The organism is Mycobacterium sp. NTMscope_MAC_269 (assembly GCF_976985695.1).
In genome coordinates this window covers 1,198,852-1,212,530 of record NZ_OZ335668.1, presented here as the reverse complement: position 1 = coordinate 1,212,530, position 13,679 = coordinate 1,198,852, and the positions used below count along the sequence as shown (strand labels likewise).

Annotated in this window: 12 protein-coding genes; 7 read left to right on the top strand and 5 right to left on the bottom strand. The window is 59.7% G+C overall.

The annotated features are described in order from the left end of the window. The 6 genes from ACZ50Z_RS06080 (at position 1) to ACZ50Z_RS06055 (ending at position 5,728) form a co-directional block, all read left to right on the top strand. On the top strand, positions 1–981 hold the full coding sequence (locus tag ACZ50Z_RS06080; protein WP_464482725.1) for a glycosyltransferase family 2 protein: 981 nt from the start codon (positions 1–3) through the stop codon (positions 979–981). A 161-nt stretch (positions 982–1,142) separates the two neighbouring features. After that, positions 1,143–2,843, top strand: a complete 1,701-nt coding sequence (locus ACZ50Z_RS06075; protein WP_464482724.1) for an HAD-IIIC family phosphatase — start codon at positions 1,143–1,145, stop codon at positions 2,841–2,843. Positions 2,844–2,853: 10 nt separating this feature from the next. Further along, complete coding sequence (locus tag ACZ50Z_RS06070) at positions 2,854–3,099, top strand: acyl carrier protein (RefSeq protein WP_464482723.1); 246 nt, start codon at positions 2,854–2,856, stop codon at positions 3,097–3,099. Then, positions 3,089–3,649, top strand: coding sequence for a GNAT family N-acetyltransferase (locus tag ACZ50Z_RS06065; RefSeq protein WP_464482722.1), 561 nt, complete (start codon positions 3,089–3,091; stop codon positions 3,647–3,649). The genes ACZ50Z_RS06070 and ACZ50Z_RS06065 overlap by 11 nt, the downstream gene beginning before the upstream one ends. Then, positions 3,646–4,053 carry a VOC family protein gene (locus ACZ50Z_RS06060; RefSeq protein ID WP_464482721.1) on the top strand — a complete coding sequence of 136 codons (408 nt, stop codon included), beginning with the start codon at positions 3,646–3,648 and terminating at the stop codon, positions 4,051–4,053. The genes ACZ50Z_RS06065 and ACZ50Z_RS06060 overlap by 4 nt, the downstream gene beginning before the upstream one ends. Before the next feature lie 157 nt (positions 4,054–4,210). Continuing rightward, positions 4,211–5,728 carry an SDR family NAD(P)-dependent oxidoreductase gene (locus ACZ50Z_RS06055; RefSeq protein WP_464482720.1) on the top strand — a complete coding sequence of 506 codons (1,518 nt, stop codon included), beginning with the start codon at positions 4,211–4,213 and terminating at the stop codon, positions 5,726–5,728. A gap of 295 nt (positions 5,729–6,023) precedes the next feature. On the opposite strand, the gene ACZ50Z_RS06050 is transcribed toward ACZ50Z_RS06055, so the two are convergent. The 5 genes from ACZ50Z_RS06050 to ACZ50Z_RS06030 all read right to left on the bottom strand — a co-directional run bounded on the left by ACZ50Z_RS06050 (position 6,024) and on the right by ACZ50Z_RS06030 (position 10,858). Then, positions 6,024–7,052 carry a sulfotransferase family protein gene (locus ACZ50Z_RS06050; protein ID WP_464482719.1) on the bottom strand — a complete coding sequence of 343 codons (1,029 nt, stop codon included), beginning with the start codon at positions 7,050–7,052 and terminating at the stop codon, positions 6,024–6,026. Between the two features lie 832 nt (positions 7,053–7,884). After that, positions 7,885–9,018, bottom strand: coding sequence for a DegT/DnrJ/EryC1/StrS family aminotransferase (locus tag ACZ50Z_RS06045; protein ID WP_464482718.1), 1,134 nt, complete (start codon positions 9,016–9,018; stop codon positions 7,885–7,887). Positions 9,019–9,063: 45 nt separating this feature from the next. Beyond that, positions 9,064–9,498 carry a sugar 3,4-ketoisomerase gene (locus ACZ50Z_RS06040; protein WP_464482717.1) on the bottom strand — a complete coding sequence of 145 codons (435 nt, stop codon included), beginning with the start codon at positions 9,496–9,498 and terminating at the stop codon, positions 9,064–9,066. Further along, positions 9,495–9,935, bottom strand: a complete 441-nt coding sequence (locus tag ACZ50Z_RS06035; RefSeq protein ID WP_464482716.1) for a sugar 3,4-ketoisomerase — start codon at positions 9,933–9,935, stop codon at positions 9,495–9,497. The genes ACZ50Z_RS06040 and ACZ50Z_RS06035 overlap by 4 nt, the downstream gene beginning before the upstream one ends. Before the next feature lie 242 nt (positions 9,936–10,177). After that, positions 10,178–10,858, bottom strand: a complete 681-nt coding sequence (locus ACZ50Z_RS06030; RefSeq protein WP_464482715.1) for a hypothetical protein — start codon at positions 10,856–10,858, stop codon at positions 10,178–10,180. Between the two features lie 519 nt (positions 10,859–11,377). On the opposite strand from ACZ50Z_RS06030, the gene ACZ50Z_RS06025 reads away from it, so the two are divergent. Then, a complete protein-coding gene (locus ACZ50Z_RS06025) occupies positions 11,378–13,603 on the top strand; it encodes an acyltransferase family protein (protein ID WP_464482714.1) in 2,226 nt (741 codons plus the stop codon). The last annotated feature ends 76 nt before the right edge of the window (positions 13,604–13,679 follow it).

Here is a 13,679-nt window from a genome sequence, read left to right as displayed (position 1 = left end):
ATGCTAGCTGAAGAGTTTAGCGCTGAATCGCTATCATTACGACCTCTCATCTCCGTGTGCATACCGATGTACAACAACAGCACCACTATTGAGCGTTGTATACACAGCATCCTGCAGCAAGATGGTGACTACGAGATCCTCATAGTCGACGATGATTCGTCGGACGACTGCGTCGTCATCGCAGCGGGATTGTTGCGAGAGGGAGATCGACTAGTTCGCAACGATGTTCGTCTCGGCGCAGCGCAAAACCATAACAAATGTATGCAACTTGCTCGCGGCAATTGCATTCAATTTGTACACGGTGATGACTATTTACTTCCCGGGGCCCTAAGAGTTCTTGCTAGATGCTTCAACGATCCGGCTGTCGGACTGGCTTTTGCCCCTCGGCGCGTAGTGACTGACGACGAGTTGTGGTTGGAACGATCCGGAACGCTTCATAACCGTTTTCGGAGGCTCGAACCACACAATGAAGGAACCACGTTGGTAAGGCAGATGACGCTGCAAGGGCTGGGCACCAATTGGATAGGCGAGCCTACTAACGTGATGTTGCGCCGCCAGCTGGCAGTCGGCGCCGGAGGGTTTCGCGATGACATCGTTAATCTCTCCGACTTGGATCTATGGCTGCGCTTGATGCTCAGGTCGACAGCTTGCTTTATCCCACAGGAACTTTCGGTTCGTCACCATACGGCATTTACGCTGCAGTCTTTGAAGACGCGTCCGTGGTGGCTCGATCGCTTGCGAATAATCACGTGGCTAGTCGTAGACCCTGTGGCACCCCGCAGCATCCGAATTACTTCAGCACTATGGTGGCTGCCGGTATGGTTGCTTCGGGCGCTAGAAGTCTTGATGTATGGACCAGATCGCAGGTTCCGGCTTAAGGTCCTGGCGTTGGCGCCGTATCGCGAGTTTGCCCGCGCGCGCAGATTCCGGGCCGAGTTGAAACGAATTGAAGCTTCGCCAAAAGTTGACAAGCGTGACTGATGCGGTCGACTCCCGACGACGCAGTTTCCGGCCGACAATCGCGTCGTGCAAGCCTGCTAGGTGCGGAAGAAGTAATTGAACGACGACGTCCTGTTAAGCGTCGCATCGCGTTGGGAAGCTACGTTGCACCGAGATGAACAGACCTGCGTAGGCTCGCGCTCATGAGCGTCACCCAGCGTCAGTACCTCCTCGAGCGACTCCATCGTCAGGAGATCCTCACCGCTCCCCGACCGCGTCGGGCGGATGTCGCAGCGCTCACTGTCGACGAACCCACGAAGATGGCCGGCACTGTAGCAGTGTGGCGCAACCACGCCATAGAGCCGCTCCAGCCTTTGCTCGGCCCTTTCCTACTCACCGCTGGCCTTGACCTTGAGCTAGTGCTTGGAGGGTACGACGACACGTTAGCTCTCGCTCCTTCCGCCGACGCGGATCTCGACCTCATTTGGTATGACCTTGACCGGCTGGCATTGGGCGATGACGAGGCGCTGGAGTGGTTCGTAACGCGAGTCGCCAAGTGTGCTGCATCTGCTGTTGGGCCTGTGCTCGTAGTCCCCATCTCAGCCCGTCGAGAGCGTATTGACGCCGTGGTCGACCGGCTACAGGCCTTGCCGGGAGTGCATTGCGCCGATCCCTGGGAGATCTGCGACGAAGCCAGCGTTGTGCTCATCGACGAGCGTACCGCCGCGCTCGCGGGCAGCCGTCTTTCCCGAGACGCGCAGGTCCAACTTGCACGTGCGCTTAGCGCACGTTGGTTGCCGGCGGCATTGCTTCCACCCGTCAAAATGGTTGCAGTGGACTTGGATGAGACGTTGCACCAAGGCGTTCTCGGTGAGGACGGTATCGAAGGCGTAACCGTTTCCGACCCGCATGTCAGGTTGCACGCCTATCTCAAGGAGCTCGCGGCAGGAGGCGTGCTGCTCGCCCTTATATCGCGAAACGAGCTAGAGGACGTGGACCGCCTCTTCGCGAAGCGAAAAGACGACTACGCACTGGCTCTCGACGACTTCTTTACCGTCGAGGTCTCCTGGGGTTCAAAGGCCGACGCGGTGCGGGGTGCCGCAGCCGCAGCCCGAATAAGTGAAGACGCCGTGGTTTTCGTAGACGACAATCCGGGCGAGCTGTTGACAGTTGGCCTTCAGTGCGCGGGCGTATCGCTGATCCTTGCGCGACCCGACGCAGACCGTACCGTTGATGCACTGCGCTGGCATCCGGGGCTTTGGCGATGGTCGGAAGACACTGCCGGAGCGATCCGCGCCGGTGACCTCCTGGCGAATACCATTCGGGAGCAACTGCTTCAAGAGAACATGGACTTCGATCGGTATCTGGAAGAGCTAGGGGTCCGAGCCGAGATCGGCATCGATCGCGCCGAGGCGTTGACCCGACTGGCCGAGCTAAGCGCCAAGACAAACCAGTTCAACCTCACGGTCGCTCGGCTTAATGAGATAGACCTGCAACGGATGATGCGAGACGACCGCACGTACGTGCTGTCGGTGGCGCTCTCGGACCGACTGTCAGACAGCGGCATTATCGCTCTGCTTCTGGTCAGGCGGGAACAGGAACGTCTTTGCGTCGACGAGCTCGCGATGAGCTGCCGCGCCATGGGAAGGGGACTCGAATCCATTCTGGTGAGCCAGGCGTTACGTGCACTCCCCTGCTGGAACGAAGTGCGGGAAGTGTGCTTCGTTGTGCGAGAGACGGAACGGAACCTCCCGGCACGTCGTTGGCTTGCAGACATCGCTGCTCTCGGAGATGAGGGCGTTCCTGCAGGCGATGTCGTTGTCGATAGGACGCGGTTCGACGAGATTGCGATGCCTGACGCGGTGGCGGTTTCGGTGCTCGGGTCGAACGCAGGCCCCAGTTAGGCTCTTCAGCATGCCGTCATCAGAAGAGGTTCGCGGCGCCGTTGCCGCGGTTATCGCTCGCGTCCTTCGTATCTCCCCCGACGATGCCGCCAAGGCTCGCCGGGGTGACCAGGAGGACTGGAACTCACTGAAGCACATAGAGATCGTTTTTCAAGTCGAAGAAGAATGCGACGTCCAGTTCGAGGAGGACGAGATCGCCGCGTTGTTCGATGTCGAGTCGATCGCCGCGGCGGTCGACCGAGTCCGTGGCCATTAAGGCCGGTCCGGCGGGATTCGGTTATCGCCTCCGGCCCGTCGAGCGGCACGACGCATCCGACATCTTCCAACTCCGCACCGATCCGGAACTCGGCAGATTCCTGAACCCGACAACTGGAGGGGTTGAGGATCAGGAAAACTGGATCGAGGTACAGCGAGAGCGTGATGGTGATCATTACTTTGCGATTGAAACGCTTCGCAACCGTTGGGAAGGAGTTGTCGGTCTCTACGGAATCCAAAACGAGAGCGGTGAATGGGGACGCTGGATTATCCGTCGCGGATCTCTTGCAGCCGTCGCCTCGTTGCTGTTGATTCTGCGCTTTGGGTTCGACAACCTTGGACTCCGGCAGATCTATTGCCGCACGCTCGCGGAAAACACGATGGGTGTTAGCTTTCAGGACTCCTGCGCTTACACGCACCGGTCCGAGTACATCGATCCGGCAGGGCGGGTTTTCGTCCAGCATTCCCTCGACCTTCCGAGCTGGCCCGCATTTCGCGATGCGCTAGCTCCGGTAGCCGAACGCGTCGCACGCCGCGGTGGACGCTTGTGAACCCGATCGGCCGCTTCCATCACATCGGAGTCGCGACGGAATCGATCGCGCGTGACGAGACCGTTTACACTCAGCTCGGCTACCGTCGCGAGCGAGACGAGTTCGTCGATCCGGGTCAAGGAGTTCGTGGCGTGTTTCTAATTGGCCCTGGCCCCCGCCTCGAGTTGCTCGAACCGTATGCAGGAAGCACTACGCTCGAACCGTGGCTTGAGGCAGGCAGCCGCATGTACCACCTGGCATATGAGGTCGCCGACCTCGACGCATCTCTCGATTCGGCACGAAAAGAGCTGCGCGCATACGTTCTTCGTCCCCCGATGCCGTCCCCAGCGTTTAGCGGGCGCCCTGTGTTGTTCTTGGTGCTCCGCAATCGCTCGGTAATTGAGCTCATCCAGGCCGAGGCTTAACAAGCGGCGGTCGTCTCGAACCTTAGTGATGAACGCAACGCTATGTTCTGATTGGGGAGTCACCATCGAATCCCACAGTGTCAGCCGAGACTTGGAGCAACGACACAAGTGAGAAATATTGGGGCGTGCCACTCACCAAAGGGGGCTTAGTAAGCCTATGGGGAAATTCTGCATCACTCCACCTGATATGGCGCTTTTCAGCGCCGCGAGCCATGACATCAATCCACTCCACATGGACTCGGACTATGCTCGCCGCACACCTTTTGGCGAGCCGGTGGTCTTTGGTATCTTGGCCGCTCTTGCGAGCATGGAGCATACGCCGCCGCGATCTCTGCAGGCTCTCAGCAAAGTGACTTTGTTGTTTTCGAACCCAGTGTTCGTCGGGATAAATTACCACGTTTCCGTCGAATCGACCGACACTCAAGACAACGTCGAAGTGCTTGACGGTCGGCGCCGCATGATCGAATGCGAGTTTACTTATCGCGACTGTGCGGATCCCACCACCGACACTTTGCCGCTAACCCCTGCAATAGCTAGCCGCAGCACGCCTGCGGAATGGGAAGAAGCAACTCTCACGGAGACAAAGACCGTCGTCGGAGACTATATGCCTTCACGGCAGCAGCTTAATCAATTGATCTCGCGGTGGCATCTGGACGACAAGGGCATTAAACCAGCGCAAGTAGGCGCGCTCGCTTGGACTAGCTATGTAGTTGGCATGGAGATTCCTGGCAAACAGGCTGCGTACTCCCGCCTCGAAATGAGCCTGGACGCCGCTCAGCCGACGCCAGCGGATCCTTACTCGTACGTCGTCAAACTCGTGCGCAAGGACCGTCGGTTCAACATGCTGCGGTTGGCAGCACAGTTGCGCTTGAGCGAGACAGTAGTGGCAGATGCCCGCATCGCCGCATTTCTACGGAGTGGTTCGCGTGCCTACTCATTGGAAACCCTGGAGAAGTTGCTGACTCCCTCGCACGCATTACAGGGGAAGATAGCGCTGGTGATCGGGGGCAGTAGAGGTCTCGGCGCCGCGGTCGTTGGCGCACTGGCTTCGCAGGGTTGCACTGTGCTGCTCAACTACTCGCGTTCCCAACGCGAAGCAGAAACTCTCCGCGACAGCCTGATAGAAACGAACGGCGATGTACGTCTACTTGCCGGCGACGCCGCCGACTATGACTGGTGCAGACAGCAAAGCGAAAGCATTGCGCAAGAGTTTGGTGGCCTCGACTTTCTAATCTGCAATGCAAGTCCGGCCATTCGTCCCATGGATTTCACGGCAGATACGCTCGAACGATTCCACAAGTTTGTGGACCAGAGCCTCCGACTCGTGACCGTGCCACTGGCGGCATTTTCGGGACCGCTTAACGTTCGTGACGGTCGGTTGGTAGTGATCTCATCGAGCTACGCCAAAACCGCTCCCGCGGACTTTCCGCATTACGTCGCAGCTAAGTCGGCCATAGAGGGACTTGTGCGAACCATCATCTCGCAAGCGGCAACGTCCCGAAGCGTGCTGGTGCGGCCCCCCAAACTCTTGACCGATCAAACGAACACTCCGTTGGGAAAACAAGGCGCCGTCGTGCCGGAGCAAATCGCAGCGAAGGTCGTGTCCGTATTGCTAGGCCACGCGGTAAGCGGAGAGCTGCAGATTATAGAAAATTTTGAGATCGAGGCGGAGTAGGCGTTCGCGACGGCAAGCGAAGGTCCGCAGGTTATCGAAGCGGCGCTCTCCCCGTCTCGCTGGCATGTAGGCCACCCTGACACGGCCGTACTGCATCGGTTCCGTTGCTGCGCGAGATAGTTGACAATTCGAGGTTGGCGGAAACATAGGACTGCAATGAACAGCCTGGGTCAAGCCCGGCCCGCACGTCACCAGCCACACCGAACCGGTCACCGAGGCATGCGGATGCTACGCAATTAACGGATGCTCCATCTTCCAACGCGCGAGCGGATTGACCCATCCGGGGCCCCCACTATCACTGCACATTGCGGCGACGACGTACCTCGATACTCAGACAGCGAACACCGCCTCGACGACGTAGCTCGATGATCACATTACGTCGCGGCAAGAGGCGAAGGAGCACGGCGTTAGGTGGGGGCATTTGGTCGCGGAAATCCTCGCTGAAATCGTTGAAAGCCGTTCGGAAAGCATGCTCGCTCGCCCGATACGCCTCGTAAACACGATTCAGCGCAGACTCTTCCCATGGCTCGTCCCGCGCGGCCGAATGTGCCATTTCATAGACAGTGGAAACCCAGTCCGTACCAAAAGGCTCTATCACTGGGCCATAGTCACGATTGCGATGGAGATCCCTCGTTAGGAAATCGTCGATCGCACTCTCATCCCGGTGAGCCAGGTCGATTCCAAGCGCTGCGGAAATCCGCTTGACTTCGCGGCGCCAATCCTCGAGAAGATTGGCGTATTCGACAAATACGCGCCGCATGCCACGCGTATTTCTCTCTGCCAGCAGGTTGTACTTGAGCCACATGGCACTCGGAAGTGCATGCGGAAGCTCCGGCGATAGCCTACGACTCGCCGCTACCGAAGCGATGACCTCTTGCGGGCGTCGCAAGGCAACCACGACTGCGATATCAAAGCCGGCCTGTCGCGCCGCAGCAAACCACATCTCCGAAAGCGCCGTTATATAGAGGTCCTTGATTACTACGAGTGGCGCATACGGCAGCGTGGTGAGGAAGTCCTTGATCTGGTCGATGAAGGCGGTCTTCTCTTCGACCCCGATTGCACCGTCCTCCTGCAACCGAAGTGACGGGTCTGCGTCAGTGCTGTAGTGGCCGCGCAGCAGACGGCCGTTGAGATGGTGGCTCTCGCGCGGTTCCCAGTACCCACGCGGATTGTGGGAGTCGGCGATCTCGAGGTCAGCCGGCAGCCTGCCACCGCAGAGCGAGAGGACACGCGTGAGCGCCGACGTTCCCGACCGGGGCATGCCCAGCACAAACAGGGCGACCGGTCGGTCTCTGGTCCTCGTCGGTACGGCTGGGACGCTCACGCAAATGTCCTCACGATTGAGAGTGGACGCGACGCAACGCGCGACACCCGACGTTGGGCAGTTCGAAAAGCGCTTCATGGCACCGAGCGATCGGAATGGCACTATCTAGCGAAAACTCCGCTTTTGTGGCCGAATCGATCTGAACTGTCCTTGGATGAAATGGATGAGGCACTGCGGCTCTGGTCGCGGCAGTGCGTCGACGCTTGCTCATCAAAGCAATATGTTACGCGTGCGTCAGAAACGACGGCAATAGGACACGGCCACGCGCAGGAACTTGATCGCAGCGAGATCCGCTGGCTCAGCGGTTTCACCTCGTCCGTCCTGCAGTAGGCCGGGCGGCGTGGTGAGACTCATCGGATCGGCGCGAAAGTCAACCGCGTCCAAACACTTTCGAGGGCAACGTGGTGAAGCCCTGATGTGCTCGGATAGCACGTCGGCGCATATCGAGTACTACGCGCCTGACGCACCGGACATCTACAGCTGCCCGTCATTTTGGCTTGTGGTCGCCGACGACCGACCCGAGCTGACTGGCCGCAGCAACGCTGGGTCTGGGCTTACCTGATTGACACCGATCGACGTAGCCAGTCGGTCACGTCGCAGGCGTTCTGCGACAAATCGAAGGCTCATGTATGGCCGCGAAAGTTTCGCTCCCTCGCCTGACAGCGCCAGTGGGTCAAACCTATTCAAACGCATGGACGTCAGCTACTAACGACGGCGGATCGTCAACGGCCACCGCCGTGAGAAGACGCGCATGTCTTTGGATGGTGCCATATTACGAGGACCATCACGACCGCGCCGCAAGACATTCGAGCAAATTCTGAGGTCCTATTGCCTAGCCATTGTCAGGACGGGATGAAAACGATCGGCAAGCGTCGACCACGCGCGAGATGTGTTCGTCCTGCAGATGAGGTCCGATGGGCAGGCTCAGGTGGGTTCGCGCTGCCTGTTCTGTGATAGGGAAGGCGCCCTCGCCCAGCCCCAGTGAGGCAAACGCGCCAGACCTATGTGGTGGGATCGGGTAATGCACCAGCGTCTGAATTCCCCTGGTAGCGAGATGATTCTGCAATTCGTCGCGTGAGGCATGGTCAACGACGTACAGATGCCACACATGTTCCCGACCGGGTGCGACCGCGGGCAGACGGAGTCCGGACACGTCCGCGAGTTCGGCGGTGTAGCGCTTTGCGATCGCTTGTCGACGTGAATTCCAACTGTCGAGATGCTGCAGCTTGATGCGCAGCACCGCTGCTTGAATCTCGTCGAGCCGTGAGTTCGCCCCGAGCAGGTCATGAACGTATTTCTTGCTGCTGCCGTAGTTGCCGAGTGCCCGGACACGCGAAGCAACACCTTCGTCGTCGGTAGTTACGGCTCCCCCATCACCAAGAGCCCCAAGGTTTTTCCCAGGATAGAAACTCCATGCCACGGCGTCCCCGTGAGCGCCAATGCGTCGGCCACCGTAGCGCGCCCCATGCGCCTGCGCCGCATCCTCTACCACGGCCAACCCATGTTTCTTTGCCACGTCGAGAAGTTCCGCGAGGTCGGCGGGTTGGCCGAAGAGGTGAACCGGAACCAGTGCACGGGTGCGGGGGGTGATTGCCTCAGCTACCAGAGCGGGATCAAGGTTCCACTGGCCAACGACGGGCTCCACACCCACTGGCCGAGCACCGCTGTGCGCCACCGCGATCCAAGTTGCGATGAAAGTATGTGCGGGCACGATAACTTCGTCGCCTGGGCCGATTCCGAGCGCTTTCAATGCGAGAGTAATAGCGTCCAAACCATTGCCAACTCCCACCGCATGGCGGGCGCCAGTGAATGCAGCAAATTCTCGTTCGAACGCCGCTGTCTCTTCGCCGAGTACGTACCAGCCGCTGCGCACGACCCGCTCGACGGCTTCCCGCACAGGTGCATCGAGCTCCTGTGTCGCCGCGCGAACATCGAGAAACGGCACCACCGCAGGAGAATCAGTCATGGCGACTCCCCGCTTCGATGAGTAGGTCAAGAGACAGTAGCCCGCTCAACTTCCGCCGCCCCCGTCGGCAGGGGCGCGGGCCGCGGCTAAGAAGTCCTCATAGTCACGGATGTAGTCGTGTTCGTCGTACGGTAGCGAGGCGAAAACCAGACATATTGCTCCGGTGCAAAAGCCGGTGATCTCTCGCCAGATCATGCTTGGCAGGTAGAGGCCATAGTACGAACGGTCGAGCGAAACAGTTCGTCGGTTCTCCCCGTCGTCGAGGGTGACGGCGAACGACCCTGAGGCCGCGACGATCAATTGTTGCAACTCCCGGTGCGCGTGCCCACCGCGCTCTGCACCGCCGGGGACGTCGTACAGGTAGTAGACCCGCTTGATTGCGAAAGGGACGTGAACCCCGCCATAGAGCGGAGACAGGTTACCGCTGGGACTTTCGATTTTATCCAGATCCACCAGCCGGCATTCGTCTACGCGACTCATTGCTCGTTCCTGAGTCGCAGAAAGTCGCCATAATCGCGTACATAATCGCCAGGCGTGAATGGGACAGAAGCGAGGACGAGCGCAACCGAATTTGTCGAGAAGTTGATCATTTCCCGCCATATTAGATTGGGAACAAAAAGAGCATGGTAGGACCGGTTCAGTACGTAACGCACCTGATGCGAGCCATCGTCCAATGTGACCTCGAAACTGCCTGATAGTGCAAGGATCAACTCCTGACCTGTCCGGTAAGCATGTCCCCCTCGCATCGAGCCGCCGGGGACATCATAAATCCAGAAAGCTCTTTCTACTTCAAATGGCAAATAGTTGCCCGATTCGATAAATGTGAGGTTTCCGCGTGGATCGTGGATTTTGGGTAGATCGATCAACCTGCAAGCATTGATGCTGATCACGGACGCCCCCGCAGCTTCGGATTTCATCGTAATCCGACAGCAAACGCGAGAGTTGGCGGTGAGCAGGGATACTCGCCGCGCGCCAAGTGTGAACTCATAGGATCGACCGCCGCGCCTGTTGCAGCAGAGCTGGCATTAAACTGCGGAGTTTACCGCCGGCCGAAATTTGCATCAACACCTCCCGCAAATTGCGATACATACTCGTTTCGCAGCAGCGCCAGCTCGTTGCGGAGTAGTGGATGGCAGACGCGCTGGACGATCCAATTACGCTATTTACGTGTAAAAATGAAGGCATGGTTGCTGAAATTACGTAGCCGGCCGAAGCGGCCGCAGTCCTCCTTGTGCACCAGCTCAAACCCAAGCTGAGAGACCTTTGCCTCGAGGTCGACATCGGTGATGCCCCATTGCCAAATGCCCGGGAAGTCACGCCACGACCGGTCCATTTCAGGATGCTTCTCGTTGAGCTTGTCGAAAAGGTTTTTATACTCCTGAATTCGGCGGCTGTGCGGAACATTGCGGAAGTATTCTTTCTCGCCTAAATCCAGCAACCGAACGGTTTCTCCTGAACCCGTCCATTGCTGGTTATAAATCAACAGAGAATTCGTCTGCTTTGCGTACATCTCGAGTATTGCATCCCAGTCAGGGGACACTTGGTGCAGCAATACATCGAACAAGAAAACCGCATCCAGGTTCCCGACTTGGTCGGCCGATGCTTGATCACCAAAGTTACCGCTCACAAGGCGAAGTTGGGGATGCGATTCCGCCCGGGCGCGGACGGTCGGTGTCACGTTCAGGTCGACCAATGCGGCGTCTTTTATCTGATACTTCTCCAACGCATGAAATGTATAGGCACCTTCCACTCTCCAGACAGCTCCCAAATCCGCAAACGATTGGATGCCAAGAGAGGTGAATGCCCGATCTATTAGCTCGATTTTGTCTTTGTTAACCACTCGTCGAGCAAGTTGAAACACGGCGTCCCCTCCAAAATGATCGTTTGTTGGTCGACACGCACAATACGTCTCACTGTCCGATTGGCGCATTGCAGCCAGCCACTCGCTCACCTTACAGGCCAGGTCGCGCAATCTGCGGTCTTTGGTTGTTACCAAGTACTATCCGCACCGCGGGGCACTGGATCGGCACATGCTCGACCTTCTCCATGGTCAACCGCGAACGTGCGGTACATCAAACCGTGCGGCGCAGCCGGGCGGTTGCTCACCCGCGAATGTCGTTAGCATCGCCTACCGGCACGACCGGCGGAAGGATTCGTCGTTCAAATTTGCGCTGCCGAGCTATAGAACTCGCGCGATCGCGCGCCCCGCTCGGCCGTGGGGCGCGAACTGCAGCGCCTCGGCCACGCCGAACTGTATGCAGCTTCGCTCCTTGCCCATATTTGCAAGAACGCGTAGACGCTAACGGGCGGCGGCCGGCGCCCCGTGGGGCACAATACTCACACGACCAGAAGGGTGAGCATGACCTCTAGAGATGACGACACCCATGATCAAGCTGCAACGCTGACCCCTGCCGCTCCACCTTCCATCGAATCGACCGCGATTGCTGGCGATGCCGCCGCTGATCAGCGCCAGAAGACGGGATTTCGCGCGGATATCGAGGGTTTGCGTGCTGTCGCGGTTTTGGCCGTTGTTCTTTTTCATTGCAGTGCACCGGGATTGGGTGGCGGCTTCGTCGGTGTGGATGTTTTCTTCGTTATCTCGGGCTTCCTGATTACTGGGATGCTCTGGCGCGAGGCGAGCACGGCCGGGACCGTCCGGCTGCTCCGGTTCTACGGGGCGCGAGCTCGCCGACTGTTACCGGCATCGGCAGCGGTGGGCGTGGTTACCGCGATTGCCTCTGCTGTGCTGTTATCACCGTTGCAGGCCAAAGACGTTATCGGTGACGGCATCGCCAGCGCCCTTTACGTCGGCAACTATCGATTCGCGCTTCAGGGCGTCGACTACTTTCACATCAGCAAGCTTTCGCTCTCGCCCTTCCAGCACTACTGGTCGCTGGGCGTAGAGGAGCAGTTCTACATCCTTTGGCCGGCCCTGATTATCGGTACGGCGTGGTTCATCCGGCACGCGCGCCAGCGCGCTGGAGTCGCGCACGCCGCGTCGTCGGTAACTCCGTACGTGTTCGTCCTCGCCCTGGTTGGCGTCGTCTCGTTTGCGATGTCCTGGGTGACCACCCAGACGGCGCCTCCGGTGGCGTTCTTTTCGTTGCACACCCGCGCGTGGGAGTTGGCCGTAGGCGGCCTGGTCGCCCTCACGGCCACCCACTGGCGCCGGCTCTCGGCATTGCCAACCGCGATAGCGGGATGGGCAGGCCTGGCGTTGATTTTGGTGGCCAGCAACCAATTGGACGCGACCACACCTTTTCCGGGCACCGCCGCGCTGCTGCCGGTGATCGGCACGGCATTGGTGATTGGTGCCGGCTGTGCCGGACCTCCCCGGGGATGTGGCCGCGTCCTGGCTTTGCGACCGATGCGAGCGATCGGCCGGCTGTCGTACTCGTGGTACCTCTGGCACTGGCCGGTGCTGCTGCTCGCGACACCATTGCTGGGCCGTCCGTTGGGCCCGATAGACGGCCTGGCGGCGGTTCTCGTCTCCTTCGGGCTGGCCGTGCTCACACTGCGGCTCATCGAGAACCCGTTCCGGTACTCCGCGATGGTGCGTCAATCCGCCGCCCGCAGTCTCGCGCTCGGTGGCGTCGCCACCGCGGTGGCGGTTTCGGTAGGCGTGGTGCTGCTGGTAGCCCTGCCCGACCCGGTCGGTCGCGGACCGGCGGCTCCGGCGCTGCGGCTAACTGCGGGGCCTCCGCCGACGGGTCGCAACATCGAGCCATATGACGCGGCCGCTCAGCAGGTCTTTGCGCAGGTGCAGGCCGCCGTTGCGGCATCCGTCGACCTGAAGGCCGTACCGTCAAATCTTGATCCGTCGCTCGTTGGCGCGACACACGAAAGCGCGCCGCCCGGCTTAGAGGACTGCCTGCGCAACCTGTTGAAAGTCGACCAACCTGAGTGCGCGACGGGCGACACTGCGTCGAAGACCACCGTGGCACTGGTCGGCGACTCGAACGCCTACAGCTGGAGCCCGGCGTTCCAGGATGTCGCCGCGCAACGGCATTGGCGGCTGGAAGTCCTGACTAAGGGCGCCTGCCCGATGCTGGATCTGCCGATCAAAGTCTTCGGCCAAAGGGACTACACCGAGTGCGAGCAGTGGCGCGGTCGAATCATCACCCGGCTGCAGAGCGAGCACCCACGACTGGTGGTACTGGGCATGCTGCGTCACGGAGGCACAGGCTCCGCGCCTTATGGGTCGGCCTGGACCGAGAGCTTGACGCGCCTAGTTCAGCAGTTGCGCGGCACTGGCGCGAACGTGTTGGTACTCGGGCCAACCCCGGACCTGCACTCGAATGTGCCGGACTGCCTGTCCGTTCACCTCGACGACGCGACGGCCTGCTCGTCGGCAACGTCGACGGCGGTGAATAAATCCGGTATTGCGGCCGAGCGCACCGCGGCCCAAGCCGCCGCTGGGCAATACGCCGATGTCACCGAGTTGTTCTGCACAGCGGACCGCTGCCCGCCCATCGTGGGCAACACCCTCGTGTACGAGGACGAATTCCATCTGACGCCCGAGTACGCCCGGGTGCTCGCACCGGCAATGGCTGCGCTTGCCGACCGAGCGCTGATCTCCGGCTGACGTGATGCGCTTTTGAGCGGTCGGGAGCAACGCCCAATCCGCCCGCGGGGGCGAAACACCAGACATAATGGCCTCT